Consider the following 17,324-nt stretch of genomic DNA (forward strand, 5'->3'; position numbering starts at 1 on the left):
CGGGCGAGACTCGGGAGGTCACCGGATGACGCGCGCCTGCATCGTGGGCTGGGCCCACACCCCGTTCGGCAAGCTTGAGGAGCCCGACGTCGAGGGGCTGATCGCCCGCGTCTCGGGCGAGGCGCTGGCCCATGCCGGCGTCGAGGAAGCCCAGGTCGACGGCATCTACGTGGGCTCGATGAACACCGGTTTCTCGAAGCAGGGCTTCGAGGGCTCGCTGGTGGCCGTGAACCGGCCGGGCCTCGCCCACGCGCCGGCGACCCATCTCGAGAACGCCTGCGCAACCGGCTCGGCGGCACTCTACGCGGCTCTCGACTTCGTCGACAGCGGCCGGGGCCGCGTGGCGCTGGTGATCGGCGCCGAGAAGATGACGGCCAAGACCGTGGCCGAGACCGGCGACATCCTGCTGGGCGCCTCCTATCGGAAGGAGGAGGCCGACATCGAGGGCGGCTTCGCGGGCGTCTTCGGCCGGATCGCGGCGGGCTACTTCCAGCGCTACGGCGACCGCAGCGAGGAGCTGGCCCGAATCGCCGCCAAGAACCACCGCAACGGCGTTGGCAACCCCTACGCGCAGCTGCGCAAGGATCTCGGCTTCGAGTTCTGCAACCGGGTCTCGGACAAGAACCCCTACGTGGCGGCGCCCCTGCGGCGCACCGACTGTTCGCTGATCTCGGACGGGGCAGCAGCCCTGGTGGTGGCCGATGCCGAGACCGCCGAGACCCTGGAGCGGGCAATCGGCTTCCGCGCCCGGTCCCACGTCAACGACATCCTGCCCCTGTCCCGCCGCGACCCGACGGAGTTCAAGGCGGCGCGCATGGCCTGGGACAAGGCGCGGGCCCAGGCCGGGATCGGCAACGACGATCTCTCCTTCGTGGAGACCCACGACTGCTTCACCATCGCCGAGCTGATCGAGTACGAGGCGATGGGCCTCGCCGCCCCGGGCGAGGGTTTTCGCGTGGTGCGCGAGGGACTGGCCGAGAAGGGCGGCCGGCTGCCGATCAACCCGTCCGGCGGCCTGAAGGCCAAGGGCCATCCGGTGGGCGCCACCGGCGTGTCGATGCACGTGATGGCCTGCCTGCAGCTCATGGGCGAGGCCGGCGAGATGCAGGTGCCCGGCGCGGAACTCGCCGGGATCTTCAACATGGGCGGCGCGGCGGTGGCCAACTACGTGTCGATCCTGGAGCGGCGGCGCTGAGGCCATTCCGGTTGCGACCTCGCTCCGCCCGCTGTGGCCGTCCTTGCGAGCGAAGCAATCCAGCGGCGCCACTTTCATCAGGATCGCGCGGCTCTGGGTCGCTTCGCTACGCTCGCGATGACGGATCAGAGGAGGCGGTCCAGCGCCTGCTTGAGATCGGCGATCAGGTCGGCCTCGTTCTCGAGCCCGATCGACAGCCGGACGGTCTCCGGTCCCACCAGTGCGGCGGCCTTCTCGTGCTCCGGCAGCTGCCGGTGCGTGGTCGAGGACGGGTGGATCGCCAGCGATTTGATCTCGCCGATGTTCACAAGGTGCGAGATCAGCTCCAGCCCGGCGATGAACTCCAGCGCCGCCGGGTCGCCGCCCTTCAGCGCGAAGGTGAAGATCGAGCCCGGACCGTCCGGCGTGTAGCGCCGGGCGAGATCCTCCCCGGGTTGCCCCGGCAGCATCGGATAACTGACCCACGCCACCGCCGGATGATCCTTCAGGAAGGCCGCGACGGCCCGCGCATTGGCGCAATGCCGCTCCATGCGCAGCGGAAGCGTCTCGATGCCCATCAGCGTCAGGAACGCGTTCATCGGCGACAGCCCGGGCCCGAGATCGCGCAGGCCGAAGAACCGGCAGGCCGCCGCGAACGGCGTCTCCGGGAAGGCCTGCGTGAGGACGAGCCCGTCGTAATCCGGCCAGGGCTCGGTGATCAGGTTATACCCGCCGGCCTTCGTCCAATCGAACGTGCCGGCATCGCAGATCACGCCGCCGATGGTCTGGCCGGAGCCGCTCAGAAACTTCGAGGTGGAGTGCCAGACGATGTCCGCGCCGTGCTCGATGGGTCGGATCAGGGCCGGGGAGGCCAGGGTGTTGTCCACGACGAGCGGTAGATTGTGACGGCGGGCCACCGCGGCGATCCCTTTGAGATCCACCACCGAGGCGCAGGGATTCACGATCGACTCGCAGAAGATGGCCCGGCAGTCCGGCGTGATCGCCGCCTCGAAGTCCTCCGGAGCCATGCCGCGGGCGAAGCGGGGCTTCAGATCGTAGCGCCCGTCGAGACGCCGCATCAGGCCCAGCGACCCGCCGAACAGGCGCGGGGACGCGACATAGGCGTCCCCGCTCTTCATCAGCGTCATCAGCACCAGCTGCATGGCGGATTGTCCGGAGGACACCGCCACCCCCGCCTTCGCGCCCTCAAGATCAGCGATGCGGCGCTCCAGCGCGGCGACAGTCGGGTTCGAGCCGCGCGAATACGAGAAGCCCGTCCGTCGTCCCGCGAAGATGTCCGCCGCCTGCTCGGTCGAGTCGAAGACGAAGCCGTTGGTGAAGTAGATCGGCTGGACCCGCGCGCCGGTGGCGGGGTCCGGCGCCGCCCCGGCATGGATGGCCCGGGTCGCGAAACGGTGCGGTCGGTTCTTGTCCGTCATGGCTCTCGGTCGGGTTCTCGGTGTCCGGACCGCGGGTGAACCCGAACAGATCGGTCGGTTACGCCGCGCGGCTGATGAAGGCCTGCAGGGTCCGGACCAGGGTCGTCGGCTCGTAGGGCTTCGGGATGAACCGCGCGCCCTCCGGCATGTCGTTGGGGCCCGGAGTGCCCATGCCCGACACCACCAGCACCGGAATCGACGGCCAGCGATGCGCCACGAGGCGCGCGAGAGCGAAGCCGTCCATCGAGCCCTGCGGCATGTCGACATCCGTCATCAGGACGCCGACGTCGTCGCGGTTCTCCAGCACCTTGAGGGCTTTGTCGGCGTGGCTCGCCTCCACCACGGTGAAGCCGGCATCCGCCAGGGTGTCCGAGGCCTCCATCAGCAGGAGGCCGTCATCTTCCACCAGAAGCACCACGGGATGGTCGGACGGGCTTTCTGACATCGAACCTGCGGAGGTGAGTCTCAAATTCCGAAGCCCGCGCCGTATTCCTCCGGGGCTCCCCGCGTCAAGGCGCGGGGCCCGGCTGCGTCAGGCTGCCTCTTCCCGCTTACCGAGGCGTTTATCGAGATAGGTATCCACCGTCTGGGTCAGCTCCTCGACCTTTCCGTCGAAGAAGTGGTTGGCGCCTTCGACCATCTGGTGCTCGATAATGACGCCCTTCTGGGTCTTCACCTTCTCGATCACCGGCATGACCTCGCGCGCGGGCGCGACCCGGTCCTCGGAACCGTGCACGAACAGGCCCGAGGACGGGCAGGGCGCCAGGAAGGTGAAGTCGTAGCGGTTCGCCATCGCGGCGATGGAGATGAAGCCCTCGATCTCCGGCCGGCGCATCAGCAGTTGCATGCCGATCCACGAGCCGAACGACACGCCGGCGATCCAGCATGACTTCGCCTCCGGGTTGACCGACTGCACCCAGTCGAGCGCGGCGGCCGCGTCCGACAGCTCGCCGGTTCCGTGGTCGAACGAGCCCTGGCTCCGTCCGACCCCGCGGAAATTGAAGCGCAGGGCCGCGAAGCCGCGATTGGCGAACGTGTAGAACAGGTTGTACACGATCTGATTATTCATCGTACCCCCGAACTGGGGATGCGGATGAAGGATGATGGCGATCGGCGCTCCGCGCTTCTTGGGAGCTTGGTAGCGGCCTTCCAGGCGGCCAGCCGGGCCGGTGAAGATGACTTCGGGCATCGCTCGTCTCTCACTCTCGAGACACCGCACCAGCGTTCGGCCCCGTGGCGCAGCAGCCTTGACTCGTCGCGCGTCCACCATAAAAGCAGTCTTAGAACAGTTCTAGGCGATTAGAACTATTCTAAAGAAGCCGTCCGATGCGTCGCGATGGCTGCCACGCCGATCGAGCTTGGTCGGCGGTATCTCAGTCTCTCGGCGCGCCTTAGCACGGCGAGCCGGTGCGCGTGCAAGGAATTGTGACGCGCCGCAGCAGGGGTTTCAACGGAACGCGGATGAGCCGGGCACGCGCCTATCTCGACTACAACGCCACCGCGCCGGTCCGTCCGGCCGTCGTGGAAGCGGTCGCGCGCGCGTTAGCCCTTCCCGGCAACCCGTCCTCGATCCATGCGGAAGGGCGTGCGGCCCGGGCCGCCCTGGAAGCCGCGCGCGCTCAGGTCGCCGCGCTCGTGAACGTGCGGCCCGAGCAGGTGATCTTCACGAGCGGCGGGACCGAGGCGGCGAACGCCGCACTGTCCGGCGCCCTGCGCCGTGACGGTCAGCCAGCCCCAACCCGCCTTCTCCACTCGGCGACGGAGCATCCCTGCGTGGCCGCAGGCCACCGATTCGCGGACGGGGCAGTGGACCAGCTGCCGGTGACCCGGGATGGCTTGATCGACCTCGCCGCCCTGGAGGCACGCCTCGCCGATCTGGCGGAGGAGCGTGTGCTTCTGTCGGTCCATGCGGCCAACAACGAGACCGGCGCCGTGCAGCCGCTGTCCGACGTCGTCGCCTTGGCGCGGGCGCATGGCCGGACGCTCGTTCACAGCGATGCCGTTCAGGCGGCCGGCAAGATCCCCCTCGATATGGCGGCGCTCGGCCTCGATGCGATCACCCTGTCGGGCCACAAATTCGCGGCCCCGAAGGGCGTCGGCGTCCTGGTGCTGGCCGACGGCGTGACCCTGCAGAGCGCATTCCTGCGCGGCGGCGGCCAGGAGCGCCGGCAGCGCTGCGGCACCGAGTGCCTGCCGGCGATCGTCGGCATGGGGGAGGCGGCCCGGATCGCGCGCGACACCCTCAACGAGGAGGCAGCCCGCCTCTCGGCGCTTCGGGACCAGATCGAGGCCGGCGTGCGAGCGCTGGCGCCCGACGCCGTGGTGTTCGCCGCTGGTGCCCCGCGCCTGCCCAACACCCTGAGTTTCTCGATCCCGGGGCTCGACGCGCCCTCGGCCCTGATCGCCCTCGACCTCGCCGGCGTGGCGGTGTCGTCGGGCTCGGCCTGCTCGTCGGGCAAGGTCGCGCGCTCGGCGACGCTCGCGGCGATGGGCGTGGATTCGGATCTCGCCGGGGGGGCGCTGCGCGTCAGCCTCGGCTGGAACACGGTGGACGAGGAGGTGGCATGCTTTCTCGACGCCTTCGAACGGGCCTTGCAGCCCCTATATAGAAGGCGAGGACAGGCGGCCTGAGCGCCGCATCCCCGCTATCCGACAGACGCTTCCCGGTCCTTGACGCCGGCGATGCCTAGGAGACGCTGATGCCTGCTGTGCAGGAAACCATTGACCGGGTCCGCTCGATCGACCTCGACCAGTACAAGTACGGGTTCGAGACCACCATCGAGATGGAGAAGTCCGAGAAGGGCATCTCCGAGGATGTCGTCCGGTTCATCTCGGCCAAGAAGAACGAACCCGCGTGGCTGCTCGAGTGGCGCCTCGACGCCTATCGCCGCTGGCTGACCATGAAGGAGCCGGAGTGGGCGCGCGTCGCCTACGACAAGGTCAATTACAACGACATCTACTACTACGCGGCGCCCAAGCGCCCGGCCGCGATGTCGCTCGACGAGATCGACCCCGAGATCCTGAAGACCTACGAGAAGCTGGGCATCCCGCTGCGCGAGGTCGAGGTGCTTGAGGGCATTGCCCCTGAGCGCCGCGTCGCGGTCGACGCCGTGTTCGATTCGGTCTCGGTGGCCACCACCTTCAAGAAGGAACTCTCGAAGGCCGGCGTGATCTTCATGCCGATCTCCGAGGCCGTGCAGGAATATCCCGAGCTGGTGCAGAAGTACCTCGGCTCGGTCGTTCCGGCGACCGACAACTTCTTCGCGACGCTGAACTCGGCCGTGTTCTCGGACGGGTCGTTCGTCTACATCCCGCCGGGCGTGCGCTGCCCGATGGAGCTGTCGACCTATTTCCGCATCAACGAGCGTGACACCGGCCAGTTCGAGCGCACGCTGATCATCGCCGACAAGGGCTCCTACGTCTCGTATCTGGAGGGCTGCACGGCACCCAAGCGCGACGACAACCAGCTTCACGCTGCGGTGGTCGAGCTGGTCGCCCTGGATGATGCCGAGATCAAGTACTCGACCGTCCAGAACTGGTACCCGGGCGACAACGAGGGCAAGGGCGGCATCTACAACTTCGTGACCAAGCGTGGCGATTGCCGCGGCGCCCGCTCGAAGATCTCGTGGACGCAGGTCGAGACCGGCTCGGCGATCACCTGGAAGTATCCGTCCTGCATCCTGCGCGGCGACGATTCCCGCGGCGAGTTCTACTCGATCGCGGTGTCGAACGGCATGCAGCAGGTCGATTCCGGCACCAAGATGATCCACCTCGGCAAGAACACGACGAGCCGGATCATCTCGAAGGGCATCTCGGCCGGTCGGTCGCAGAACACCTACCGGGGCCTCGTCTCGGCGCATCGGAAGGCCTCGAACGCCCGGAACTTCACGAACTGCGACTCTCTGCTGATCGGCGACCAGTGCGGCGCGCACACCGTGCCCTACATCGAGTCGAAGAACGCCTCGGCCGTATTCGAGCACGAGGCGACGACCTCGAAGATCTCCGAGGACCAGAAGTTCTACTGCCAGCAGCGCGGCCTCTCCGAGGAGGAGGCGACCGCGCTCATCGTCAACGGCTTCGTCCGGGACGTGCTGCAGCAGCTGCCCATGGAGTTCGCCGTCGAGGCCCAGAAGCTGATCTCGATCAGCCTCGAAGGCTCGGTGGGCTGAGGGCCTGGCTGGACCCTACGACGACGTGCTGCGGGCGGCCCATCGGCACAGCGCGCGGCACGCCGACGAGGTCAGGAGCAGCCTCCTGTGCGGATGCTTCTTCTGCCTCGAGGTTTTCGCACCGGACGAGATCACGGGCTGGATCGCCGATGAGGGCACCGCCCTCTGTCCCCGGTGCGGCATCAACGCGGTGATCGGCGACCTGTCCGGCTATCCGGCCAGGAACGCCGGCTTCCTGCGGGCGATGCGGGACGAATGGTTTTGAAGGACTTGGACTGACATGCTGGAAATCAAGAACCTCGTCGTGCAGATCGAGGACAACCGCATCCTGAACGGCCTGAACCTGACCGTGAACGACGGCGAGGTCGCGGCGATCATGGGGCCGAACGGCTCGGGCAAGTCGACCCTGTCGTACGTCATCGCCGGCAAGGAGGACTATGAAGTCCTCGACGGCGAGATCCTCCTCGACGGGCAGAACGTGCTGGAGATGGCGGCCGACGAGCGCGCCGCGGCCGGCGTGTTCCTGGCGTTCCAGTACCCGCTGGAAATTCCGGGCGTCGGCACGATGACGTTCCTGAAGGCCTGCCTGAACGCCCAGCGCAAGGCGCGCGGCGAGGCGGAGCTGTCGACTCCGGACTTCATCCGCGCGGTGAACGGCGCGGCCGACAAGCTCGAGATCAACAAGGAGATGCTCAAGCGCGCCCTCAACGTCGGCTTCTCCGGCGGCGAGAAGAAGCGCATGGAGATCCTCCAGATGGCGCTGCTGCAGCCGAAGTTCTGCGTGCTCGACGAGACCGATTCCGGCCTCGACATCGACGCCCTGCGCATCGTCTCCGAGGGCGTAAATGCGCTACGCGACCAGGGCCGCTCGTTCCTCGTCATCACCCACTACCAGCGGCTGCTCAACCACATCGTGCCCGACACCGTTCACGTCATGTCGAAGGGGCAGATCGTGAAGACCGGCGGCAAGGAGCTCGCCCTCGAGCTCGAGGCGTCCGGCTACGCCGAGTACCGCACCAGCGAGGCCGCCTGAGCCATGGCCGACGTGACCAACCTCCGCTCCCCCGCCGAGGCCGGCCTGTCGAAGCTGTTCGAGTCGGCCCGCCAGAGCTTCGCCAGCGAGACGGCGATCGCCCGCGAGGAGGCCTTCCGCTTCTTCGAGGCGACCGGCCTGCCGAGCCGCCGGGTCGAGGCCTTCAAGTACACGGACCTGCGCGCGGCGATCGCTGAGGCCGCGCCGCCCGCTGAAGCGCCGAGCCTCGATGCCGCCAGGACCGCCGTGGCACAGGCCACCGGCTTCGGCGGGATCGATGCCGCGCGCCTGACCTTCGTGAACGGCCATCTCGTCCGCGAGCTGTCCGACCTCGACAGCCTGCCGGACGGCGTCCGCGTCGTGCCGCTCAACGAGGCACTGACCCACGGCGACACCGCCCTGACGCAGCTCGCTCCGGTGCCTCAGGCGCGCGAGAATCCGGTCTACCAGCTGAACACCGCCTTCCTGGCGGACGGAGCGGTCATCGCGGTCGCCCCCGGCGCGAAGCCGGACCGGCCGGTCCATCTGCGCTTCGTCGGCTCGGGCGCGGCGCCGTTCTCGACGGCCACCCGCGTGCTCGTGCAGCTTGGCGAAGCGGCGGAATTCGCTCTCTTGGAAAGCCATGAGGGCCCGGACGGGCTCACCTGCCAGCCGAACGACGCCCTCGACGTGGTGGTCGGTCCGCGGGCCGCCTTCCGGCACACCCGCCTCAACAAGGAGGGTGACGCCACCATCGCGCTCTCGACCCTGTCGCTGAAGGTCGAGGCTGAGGGTCAGGTCGAGACCGTGAACCTCGTGACCGGGGCGGTGCTGTCGCGCCACCAGATCTACGTCCACGTCGCCGGCGACGACACCAACGTCGTGGTGAACGGTGCGGCGATGCTGCGGAACGGCCAGCTCGCCGATTCGACGCTGCTCGCCGATCACGCCGCGGTCGGCGGCGTCGGCCGCGAGCAGTTCAAGTGGATCATTGATGGCGACGCCACCGGCGTGTTCCAGGGCAAGATCATCGTCCGCCAGGTCGCCCAGAAGACCGACGGCAAGATGAAGTCCGACTGCCTCCTCCTCACCGACGAGGGGCAGATGATGAACAAGCCGGAGCTGGAGATCTTCGCCGACGACGTTGCGTGCGGCCACGGGGCCACCTGCGGCGCGCCGGACCCGGACCTGCTGTTCTACCTGATGGCCCGCGGCCTGCCGCGTCCTATCGCGGAGAGCCTGCTGGTTCAGGCCTTCGTCGGCGAGGCCGTCGAGACCGTCACGCACGAGGGCGCCCGCGCGGCGCTGATCGGCGAGATCGAGGCTTGGCTGAGGGCGCGCGGCTGACAGCCCGGTCGGTCCCGGCCGGGACCGACCGAGCCTCCAAACCTGGCCCTCATTGTGAGGTGCCCGCGCAAGCGGGCCTCGAAGGAGGGCTCCAGGGATCACAACACCAGCTGGAGGGCTCCTTCGAGGCCTCCGCTTCGCTCCGGCACCTCAGGATGAGGTGGGTCTCGGGATCGGCGAAGTTTTTGGGAAGGTCGCGACCATGAACGCACCCGTCCTCACTCCGACCTACGATGTCGAGGCGATCCGGAAGGATTTCCCGATCCTGGGCCAGCAGGTCTACGGCAAACCGCTCGTCTACCTCGACAACGCCGCCTCGGCGCAGAAGCCGCGTCAGGTGATCGACGCCATGGTCTCCTGCATGGAGACCGGCTACGCCAACGTCCATCGCGGCCTGCACTACATGGCGAACGCCGCGACCGAGGGTTTCGAGGGCGCCCGCGAAACCACGCGCCAGTTCCTCAACGCCGCCTCGACGGACGAGATCATCTTCACCCGCAACGCCACCGAGGCCTACAACCTCGTGGCCTCGTCGATGGGCTGGGCCGGGCTGATCGGGGAGGGGGACGAGATCATCCTCTCGATCATGGAGCATCACTCCAACATCGTGCCCTGGCACTTCCTGCGCGAGCGCCGCGGCGCGGTGATCAAGTGGGCTCCTGTGGACGATGACGGTAACTTCCTGGTCGAGGAGTACGAGAAGCTGTTCTCGCCCCGGACCAAGATGGTGGCGATCACCCACATGTCGAACGTGCTGGGCACCGTGACGCCCGCCGCAGAGATCGTCCGCATCGCCCACGCCCACGGCGTACCGGTCCTGCTCGACGGTGCGCAGAGCGCGGTGCATCAGCCGGTCGACGTGCAGGCGCTCGACTGCGACTTCTTCGTCTTCACCGGCCACAAGGTCTACGGCCCCACCGGGATCGGCGTGCTCTACGGCAAGAAGGAATGGCTGGAGCGTCTGCCGCCGTATCAGGGCGGCGGCGAGATGATCCGTACGGTGAGCGAGGACGCGATCACCTACAACGATCCGCCGCACCGGTTCGAGGCCGGCACCCCGGCCATCATCGAGGCGGTCGGCCTCGGTGCGGCGCTCGAATACATGATGACTCTCGGACGCGAGGCGATCGCCGCCCACGAGGCGAAGCTCACGGCGTATGCGCAGCAGCGGCTCGGAGCGATGAACGCGCTGCGGCTGATCGGCACCGCCCCGGGCAAGGGCGGCGTGATTGCCTTCGAGATGAAGGGGGCGCATGCCCACGACATCGCCACGGTGATCGACCGACAGGGCGTCGCGGTGCGGGCCGGGACCCACTGCGCCATGCCGCTGCTCAAGCGTTTCGGCGTGACCTCGACCTGCCGCGCCTCGTTCGGCCTCTACAACACGACGGCTGAGATCGATGCCCTTGCCGAGGCGCTTGGCAGGGCGGAAATGCTGTTTACCTGATAGTCTGGTTGAAGCTGGTCCCGCCCGCGCGGGCCCGCGGAGAGTGAAGCGATGACCACCGACGCCACCATCACCGGCGGCATGAATGCCCCCGCAGTCGCCGCAGCTTCGGCGATCCCGCCGGCGGAACTGGACCGCCTGACCGACGACATCGTCGCGGCGCTGAAGAGCGTCTACGATCCGGAGATTCCGGCCGACATCTACGAGCTCGGCCTGATCTACAAGGTCGACATCGACGACGACCGCAAGGTCGCCATCGACATGACGCTCACGGCGCCGGGCTGCCCGGTGGCGGGCGAGATGCCCGGCTGGGTCGAGAACGCCGTAGGCGCCGTGCCGGGTGTCCAGTCGTGTTCGGTGACGATGGTGTTCGATCCGCCGTGGGATCAGAGCCGCATGTCGGACGAGGCGCGCGTCGCCCTCGACATGTGGTAGGCCGGTCCGAGGGATCCGATGGCCCGGGTCGAGATCCTCGATGTCGGCGCGGGCGAGCCGGGCCGCGATCTCTGGAAGATCGTTGGGGACACCCGTGGTCCCATAGGGCTTGGCCTCCAGGGCGTCGCCCGGTCGCACGTCCAGCGCGATGCGAAGACGCCGCGCTTCTTCAAACAGGAGGCAGCGGCGGATCGATCAGGACGCGCCCTGACGGACCGACCAGCGTCGAGGTTCGCCTCGTGCAAGTCGAGCCGGTTGAAACGGAAAGTGTCGCGGCCGTGTAATAGGAGGCAGGACTGGATCAGTCCTAGCGCGCACTGACATGTCCACGATCGCCTACGGCAATCTACGTAGCCGTTAAGGCCGGGGTAACCATGCCCGCGCAGATCGGATCGGCCGCCTTCGTTGCGGTATCCCTCGGCACGGTTGGTGAAAGCGGATGGCTTCGGGCTACGTCGTCGCGGCATTTCTGGAAACGGCCGGACTCATCGGCCTCGTGATCGCGACCATCAGAATGCGGGCGGAACGACAGGCGAAGGCCGCTGAGCTCCGCGGGTTCCTCCGTTCCGGACAGAGCTCATCCTCCCATCTCGGCGTCGCAGAACCGCGGCGGACGGCCCTGTTCGGTTCGCGCCTGAGCGCCATTCCGGTCGTGCCGAGCCGCGGTCAGGCCAGACCGCAACGGGACTCGGCCGCCCGCTCGGCTCTCGGCCGCGCCATCATCCGTACCGCTCACAGGGCCAGCCCCGATCTCGCCGCCCCCATCAGCGCAGGATGATGTCGAGCCCGCTGCCGCACAGGACGACGGCGCTGAGCGTGAACATGAACTTCAGATCTTCGAACCGGGCGCTCATGGTCTATCCTCTCGCGTTCGTCGGCTTCGTCGCCGCTCGATGAAAGATTATCATCGCATTAACGGATTTTCCGCGAGTCCTTTCAGGTTCCGTTAGGGATTTACGAGCGGTTTCCATTCAGTAAGGTTAGCCGTTCGTTAATTGTGCCCGGTGCCGCCAAACCGTTTTCGATGCCGCCGAGGCTCGCGGAAGCGCAGCGGGGCACCGGCGCCCAACCTCCGGAGGTACGCTCCTTATGCTGCAGCAACGGACGGGTCCGGTCCGGCGCGCGGTCGACTGGATGTTCCGCGACCGCACGACCGGCACGATCACCATCGCGCAATGGCCGAACCTGCCGCTCTGGCTTTTCGGCGGCCTCAGCGTGGGCGCGTGGCTGGGTCGGGATTCCGAAGCGCTCGCCTCTCGGTTGTCGTTCGCCGCAGACGTCGCTTTAACCTGGTGGGCGCTCGACGAACTGGTGCGCGGCGTCAATCCCTGGCGGAGGCTTCTCGGTGCAGCGACGCTCACTGGCCTCGTCATCCTGATCACGCTTCGGCGAGCAGCATAGGCCGGGCTCGATCCAATCGCGCTACTGACAATTGTACATCTTCAAGCTCCTATCCGATCTGCACTCAGTCGAGTTCTGAACGGAATCTGATTCTCCCCCAGGCAAATGCGCCTTCGATTGCGTCAGGAAGCGTTCAGTTCACATCGTTCCGCCACCGTACAAACATAACGGTAGGTTGCACTGGCCGAGAAATTGTGAATGGTCACGCCAGGCACCACGTGGCGTGGTGCAGCCCTGCAATGGTGCGCGTTTCCGCGCCCGGCCGATGGTTGGTGTTGAAGGCCTTATGACGGACGCGGGAGGATTTGACCCCAAAGACTCCGCTTCGCGCGCGGATGAGCGGGAGAGGCTGCTCGGCCAGATTGCCGACGCCCTGAACATCCCGGTCACGACCTTTCGCGGCAAGGGTTCCCTGGTCGCGCTGGGCCGAGGGCCGAATGCGTCGGAATGCGCAGCGCTTCTGGCCGCATTCGCGCGGATCGGCGATCCGGATGTCCGGAAGGAGTGCCTCGCCCTCGTGAAGCGCTACAGCGACGCATGAGGCCCTGTGCATCCGGCGGTGCGTTCGCACACACGCGGGCTGTGAGGGCCGGACACACGGCATGCTATAGCGCCCGCCGTCTCCGAGGCGGGCCTCCATCGGCGCGCCGCATCTTCGCGGCTGGGGCGCTTCCGGTCCCGCGCGCCCCTGCTCCGTTCAGGCCCTGATGCCGATCATCACCATCTCGTCGCTGTCGAAGACCTACAAGTCGGGCTTCACAGCCTTGCGCGACATCAACCTCGTCATCGAGCGCGGGGAGATCTTCGCGCTCCTGGGCCCCAACGGCGCCGGGAAGTCGACGCTGATCAACATCGTCTGCGGCATCGTCACGCCGAGTTCCGGCACCGTGCTGGTCGACGGCCACGACATCGCCGGTGACTACCGCGCCGCGCGGCGCGCCATCGGCCTCGTGCCGCAGGAATTGACGACCGATGCCTTCGAGACGGTGCTGAACACCGTGAGCTTCTCGCGGGGCCTGTTCGGGCTTCGTCCCGATCCCGGCCATATCGAGCGGATCCTGCGGGCGCTGTCCCTCTGGGACAAGCGCGACAGCCGGCTGATGACGCTGTCCGGTGGCATGAAGCGCCGGGTCCTGATCGCCAAGGCCCTGTCGCACGAGCCCCGGGTGCTGTTCCTCGACGAGCCGACCGCCGGCGTCGACGTGGAACTGCGCCAGGACATGTGGCGCCTCGTGCGCGACCTGCGCCAGCAGGGCGTCACCGTCATCCTCACCACCCACTATATCGAGGAGGCCGAGGAGATGGCCGACCGCATCGGCGTGATCCGCCGGGGCGAGATCATCCTGGTGGAGGAGAAGGCCGCGCTGATGCGCAAGCTCGGGCGCAAGCAGCTCACCCTGCATCTCCAGCAGCCGATCGCGTCGATCCCGTCGGACCTCTCCGATTACGAGCTGGCGCTCGCCGGGGAGGGGAGCGAGCTGGTCTACACCTATGACACCCGGGCCGAGCGCACCGGCATCACCGGGCTGCTGACCGGCCTGGCGGCGGCGGGCATCCGGTTCAACGACCTTCACACCGAGCAGAGTTCGCTGGAGGACATCTTCGTGGGCCTCGTCCGCGAGGAAGGAGCACGGGTATGATCAGCGCCACGAACATGAACTGGCCGGCGGTCCGGGCGATCTACCGGTTCGAGATGGGCCGGTTCTGGCGCACCGCCGGCCAGAGCATCCTGGCCCCGGTGATCTCGACGACCCTGTACTTCGTGGTGTTCGGCGCCGCGATCGGCTCGCGGGTCTCGGCGGTCGACGGCGTGCCCTACGGGCTGTTCATCGTGCCCGGCCTGATCATGCTCTCGCTGCTCACGCAGAGCATCGCGAACGCCTCGTTCGGCATCTACTTCCCGCGCTTCGCCGGGACGATCTACGAGATTCTGTCGGCGCCGATCTCACCCCTCGAGGTGGTGCTGGGCTTCGTCGGTGCGGCGGCCTCGAAATCGATCCTGATCGGGCTGATCATCCTGGCGACCTCGGCGCTGTTCGTGCCGCTGCGCATCGACCACCCGCTCTGGATGATCGGCTTCCTGCTGCTCACCGCCGTGACCTTCAGCCTGTTCGGCTTCGTGATCGGCCTGTGGGCGGACGGGTTCGAGAAGCTGCAGCTGGTGCCACTCCTCGTGGTCACACCCCTGACCTTCCTGGGCGGCAGTTTCTACGCCATCGGCATGCTGCCGCCGTTCTGGCACGCAGTGAGCCTGCTCAACCCGGTCGTGTACCTGATCAGCGGCTTCCGCTGGGCGTTCTTCGGCAAGGCCGACGTGAATATCGCGATCAGCCTGGGCATGACCGCGCTGTTCCTGGTGATCTGCCTCGGCCTCGTCACCTACATCTTCCGCACGGGCTACCGGCTGAAGAGCTGACGCCTCAGGGCTGCGCCGCGAGGAAGGCCAGCACGCCGTCGCGGTGCGGCTTGGCGCCGACCGCGGTCGAGTGGTCCTTGCCCTCGATCTCGAGCGCCCGCGCGTCCGGGATCAGGGCGGCGAGCCCCGAGCCTGAGCCCGCCACGGTGTCGAGGGTCCCGACCGAGACCAGAACCGGCACCTCGATCTGCGCGAGTTCGGCCCGGCTGAGCGTCTGGCGCGAGCCGCGCATGCAGGCGGCGAGCGCCCGCAGCTCGCTTCGGGTCTGCTCGGCGAAGGTGCGGAAAGCCGCGGCGGTGGGGTTTGGGGCCGGCGTGCCGGATGGCGCCTCCAGGGCCTCGGCGATGCCGGACGGCAGGCCTTTGCCCTCGACCAGGTGCATCCCGAGACCGCCGATCAGCGCCGAGCGGACCCGATCCGCGTGGTCCAGAGCGATGTGTGCGGTGATCCGGCCGCCCATCGAGTAGCCCATCACGTGGGCGCGTTCGATCCCGAGATGGTCGAGGAGCCGGATCGCGTCGCCGGCCATCGCCTCGGAGCTGTAGGCGGCCGGATCGTAGAGCTTCTCGCTCTCGCCGTGGCCGCGATTGTCCAGCGCGATCGCCCGATATCCGGCCTGGGTCAGGGCTCTCACCCACTGGGTATTGACCCAGTTGACCGCGTGGTTCGACGCGAAGCCGTGGATCAGCAGGATCGGCTTGCCGGCGCCGTCCACAGGCGGAACGTCGATATAGGCGATCCGCACGCCGTCAGACTTGAAGGACTCCATGCCGCGCAATCCATGCTCCGTAAGCTCGGCCACCCGCTTAGACCACGCGCACGCGCCGGGGCAACGCGAAGCGATGCGCTTGCGGGTCAGAGCGCCGGCTGGCAAACCGCGCCGGTCATGACGGACACGCAGCCCTACGGCACCTACGAACCGTCCGGCCTCGTGGCGGCGATCACCCGCCGCACGAACCGGATTCCCGCCAATTCCTGGTACGGCCGGCGCCTCGCGCTGTTCCTGCGCCGGATCGCGATCTCGCGGCTCGGGGGCAAGCCCCTCGACGTGACCCGCTACGGCGCGCGGATGCGGCTGCACCCGTACAACAACAACTGCGAGAAGAAGGTACTCTTCACGCCGCAATTCTTCGATCCGGAGGAGCGTGCCCTCCTGCAGGCGCGCCTCCCGAAGGACTGCGTGTTCCTCGACATCGGCGCCAATATCGGCGCCTACGCCCTGTGCGTGGCGGCCTTCGCGGGCCCGGCAGCGCGGATCATCGCGGTCGAGCCGCAGCCGGACGTGTTCGACCGGCTGACCTACAACATCGCCCAGAACCCGTTCCACACCGTGAAGGCGGTCGCCTGCGCGGTGGCCGACAAGGCCGGCGAGCTGACCCTGTTCATCGATCCGCGCAACCGCGGCGAGTCGAGCCTGCGCATCGTCGGCACCAATGAGGGCGCGCGGATCACCGTGCCGGCCGTGACACTCCTCGAACTCCTGCACAGCGAGGGCCTGACCCGGGTCGACGCCGTCAAGCTCGACGTGGAGGGCGCCGAGGATCTGATCTTGGAGCCCTTCCTGCGCGAGGCGCCGGAGACGCTGCTGCCGCGGATCCTGCTGATCGAGAACGGCACCGGGCAGTGGCAGCTCGACCTGCCGACGCATCTGGAGAGCTACGGCTATCGCGAGATCTCGCGCTCCCGGTTGAACCTCATGTTCGAGCGCTCGGGCGTCACGGCGGCGTGACCACCGGAATCTCGTCCGCGATGCTAACGCCCTCCGGCCCCACGGCACACCGGTAGGCGCGGACCTCCACGCCCGCGGCCCGCGCTTCCCGGAACGCCCGGTCGAAGGCCGGATCGATGTCGCGGGCGACGTCGAACGCCTCCGCCTCCATCTGCACGACGATGACGACCAGGGCGCGACCGCCCTCGGCGACGACCTGAGCCAAGTCGCGCATGTGCCGGGCGCTGCGGGCGGCCTTGCAGTCGGGAAATTCCGCGAGGCCGGGCCGCCGCATCATGTGGCAGTTCTTGACCTCGACGTGGCACGGGCCGCCCTCCGCGCCGCTCGCCAGGAAGTCGACCCGGCTCGCCTGCGCGTAGCGGACCTCCGGCTTCAGCACGTCGTGGCCGGCGAGCGCCGCGATGGCGCCGGCCCGGAAGGCCTCGGCCACGAGCGCATTCGGCCGCATCGTGTTGATTCCGACCCATTGCGGACCGCCGGGGAGGTCGGCCTCGACGAGCTCCCAGGTCAGCGGCAGCTTCCGGGCCGGATTGGTCGAGCGTGAGAGCAGCACCCGCGCGCCCGGGCTGTTCAGGCCGAACATCGCGCCGGGGTTCGGGCAGTGGACGGTGACGGGGCCGTCCTCGGTCTCGATATCGGCCAGGAAGCGCTTGTAGCGCTGCACGAGCCGTCCGGGGACGAGCGGCGCGGCGAACTGCATCGGGTCCTCGGGGTTCACGTAGTCGTGGGCTGCGGCTGCGCTATCTGCCTGCGAC

The 17,324-nt window shown here is 67.8% G+C and carries 19 protein-coding genes; 14 read left to right on the top strand and 5 right to left on the bottom strand.

Annotated elements, in window-relative coordinates; translation table 11 throughout:
• The first annotated feature begins 25 nt into the window (after positions 1-25).
• Positions 26-1,195 carry an acetyl-CoA acetyltransferase gene (locus ABIE45_RS14885; RefSeq protein WP_192708588.1) on the top strand — a complete coding sequence of 390 codons (1,170 nt, stop codon included), beginning with the start codon at positions 26-28 and terminating at the stop codon, positions 1,193-1,195.
• A gap of 125 nt (positions 1,196-1,320) precedes the next feature.
• On the opposite strand, the gene ABIE45_RS14890 is transcribed toward ABIE45_RS14885, so the two are convergent.
• From ABIE45_RS14890 to ABIE45_RS14900, 3 genes are all read right to left on the bottom strand, one after another.
• Positions 1,321-2,613: an O-acetylhomoserine aminocarboxypropyltransferase/cysteine synthase family protein gene (locus ABIE45_RS14890; RefSeq protein ID WP_192708589.1), complete on the bottom strand. Its 1,293-nt coding sequence runs from the start codon at positions 2,611-2,613 to the stop codon at positions 1,321-1,323.
• 58 nt (positions 2,614-2,671) lie between these two features.
• The gene (locus tag ABIE45_RS14895; RefSeq protein WP_192708590.1) at positions 2,672-3,058 is read right to left on the bottom strand and encodes a response regulator; all 387 of its coding nucleotides are present in this window, start codon (positions 3,056-3,058) and stop codon (positions 2,672-2,674) included.
• Between the two features lie 87 nt (positions 3,059-3,145).
• A complete protein-coding gene (locus ABIE45_RS14900; protein WP_192708591.1) occupies positions 3,146-3,802 on the bottom strand; it encodes an alpha/beta hydrolase in 657 nt (218 codons plus the stop codon).
• A 272-nt stretch (positions 3,803-4,074) separates the two neighbouring features.
• Between ABIE45_RS14900 and ABIE45_RS14905 the strand changes: the two genes are divergently transcribed.
• The 12 genes from ABIE45_RS14905 (at position 4,075) to ABIE45_RS14960 (ending at position 14,840) form a co-directional block, all read left to right on the top strand.
• Positions 4,075-5,244 carry a cysteine desulfurase family protein gene (locus ABIE45_RS14905; RefSeq protein ID WP_192708592.1) on the top strand — a complete coding sequence of 390 codons (1,170 nt, stop codon included), beginning with the start codon at positions 4,075-4,077 and terminating at the stop codon, positions 5,242-5,244.
• 68 nt (positions 5,245-5,312) lie between these two features.
• The gene (sufB, locus tag ABIE45_RS14910) at positions 5,313-6,782 is read left to right on the top strand and encodes a Fe-S cluster assembly protein SufB (protein WP_192708593.1); all 1,470 of its coding nucleotides are present in this window, start codon (positions 5,313-5,315) and stop codon (positions 6,780-6,782) included.
• A gap of 25 nt (positions 6,783-6,807) precedes the next feature.
• A complete protein-coding gene (locus tag ABIE45_RS14915) occupies positions 6,808-7,047 on the top strand; it encodes a cytoplasmic protein (RefSeq protein ID WP_192708594.1) in 240 nt (79 codons plus the stop codon).
• A gap of 15 nt (positions 7,048-7,062) precedes the next feature.
• Positions 7,063-7,815 carry a Fe-S cluster assembly ATPase SufC gene (sufC, locus tag ABIE45_RS14920; protein WP_012317702.1) on the top strand — a complete coding sequence of 251 codons (753 nt, stop codon included), beginning with the start codon at positions 7,063-7,065 and terminating at the stop codon, positions 7,813-7,815.
• Positions 7,816-7,818: 3 nt separating this feature from the next.
• On the top strand, positions 7,819-9,141 hold the full coding sequence (locus ABIE45_RS14925; protein WP_192708595.1) for a SufD family Fe-S cluster assembly protein: 1,323 nt from the start codon (positions 7,819-7,821) through the stop codon (positions 9,139-9,141).
• 202 nt (positions 9,142-9,343) lie between these two features.
• The gene (locus ABIE45_RS14930; protein WP_192708596.1) at positions 9,344-10,588 is read left to right on the top strand and encodes a cysteine desulfurase; all 1,245 of its coding nucleotides are present in this window, start codon (positions 9,344-9,346) and stop codon (positions 10,586-10,588) included.
• Between the two features lie 51 nt (positions 10,589-10,639).
• Entirely contained in the window at positions 10,640-11,023 is a 384-nt protein-coding gene (locus ABIE45_RS14935) for an SUF system Fe-S cluster assembly protein (protein ID WP_192708597.1), read from the top strand.
• 439 nt (positions 11,024-11,462) lie between these two features.
• A complete protein-coding gene (locus tag ABIE45_RS14940) occupies positions 11,463-11,801 on the top strand; it encodes a hypothetical protein (RefSeq protein WP_192708598.1) in 339 nt (112 codons plus the stop codon).
• 311 nt (positions 11,802-12,112) lie between these two features.
• Entirely contained in the window at positions 12,113-12,424 is a 312-nt protein-coding gene (locus ABIE45_RS14945) for a hypothetical protein (RefSeq protein WP_192708599.1), read from the top strand.
• A 286-nt stretch (positions 12,425-12,710) separates the two neighbouring features.
• Positions 12,711-12,965 carry a hypothetical protein gene (locus ABIE45_RS14950; RefSeq protein WP_192708600.1) on the top strand — a complete coding sequence of 85 codons (255 nt, stop codon included), beginning with the start codon at positions 12,711-12,713 and terminating at the stop codon, positions 12,963-12,965.
• 163 nt (positions 12,966-13,128) lie between these two features.
• Complete coding sequence (locus ABIE45_RS14955; protein WP_192708793.1) at positions 13,129-14,064, top strand: ABC transporter ATP-binding protein; 936 nt, start codon at positions 13,129-13,131, stop codon at positions 14,062-14,064.
• Between the two features lie 14 nt (positions 14,065-14,078).
• Complete coding sequence (locus tag ABIE45_RS14960; protein ID WP_373323770.1) at positions 14,079-14,840, top strand: ABC transporter permease; 762 nt, start codon at positions 14,079-14,081, stop codon at positions 14,838-14,840.
• Positions 14,841-14,844: 4 nt separating this feature from the next.
• On the opposite strand, the gene ABIE45_RS14965 is transcribed toward ABIE45_RS14960, so the two are convergent.
• Positions 14,845-15,609 carry an alpha/beta fold hydrolase gene (locus ABIE45_RS14965; RefSeq protein ID WP_192708602.1) on the bottom strand — a complete coding sequence of 255 codons (765 nt, stop codon included), beginning with the start codon at positions 15,607-15,609 and terminating at the stop codon, positions 14,845-14,847.
• 117 nt (positions 15,610-15,726) lie between these two features.
• Here ABIE45_RS14965 and ABIE45_RS14970 point away from each other — a divergent pair, with 117 nt between their 5' ends.
• Positions 15,727-16,569, top strand: a complete 843-nt coding sequence (locus tag ABIE45_RS14970; RefSeq protein ID WP_192708603.1) for an FkbM family methyltransferase — start codon at positions 15,727-15,729, stop codon at positions 16,567-16,569.
• Here the strand turns inward: ABIE45_RS14970 and sfsA are convergent.
• Positions 16,556-17,269 (bottom strand): DNA/RNA nuclease SfsA, encoded by a 714-nt coding sequence (gene sfsA / locus ABIE45_RS14975; RefSeq protein ID WP_192708604.1) that lies wholly within the window; start codon positions 17,267-17,269, stop codon positions 16,556-16,558. The genes ABIE45_RS14970 and sfsA overlap by 14 nt on opposite strands.
• Between the last annotated feature and the right edge of the window lie 55 nt (positions 17,270-17,324).

The organism is Methylobacterium sp. OAE515, assembly GCF_041806315.1.
Classification (GTDB): Bacteria; Pseudomonadota; Alphaproteobacteria; order Rhizobiales; family Beijerinckiaceae; genus Methylobacterium; species Methylobacterium tardum.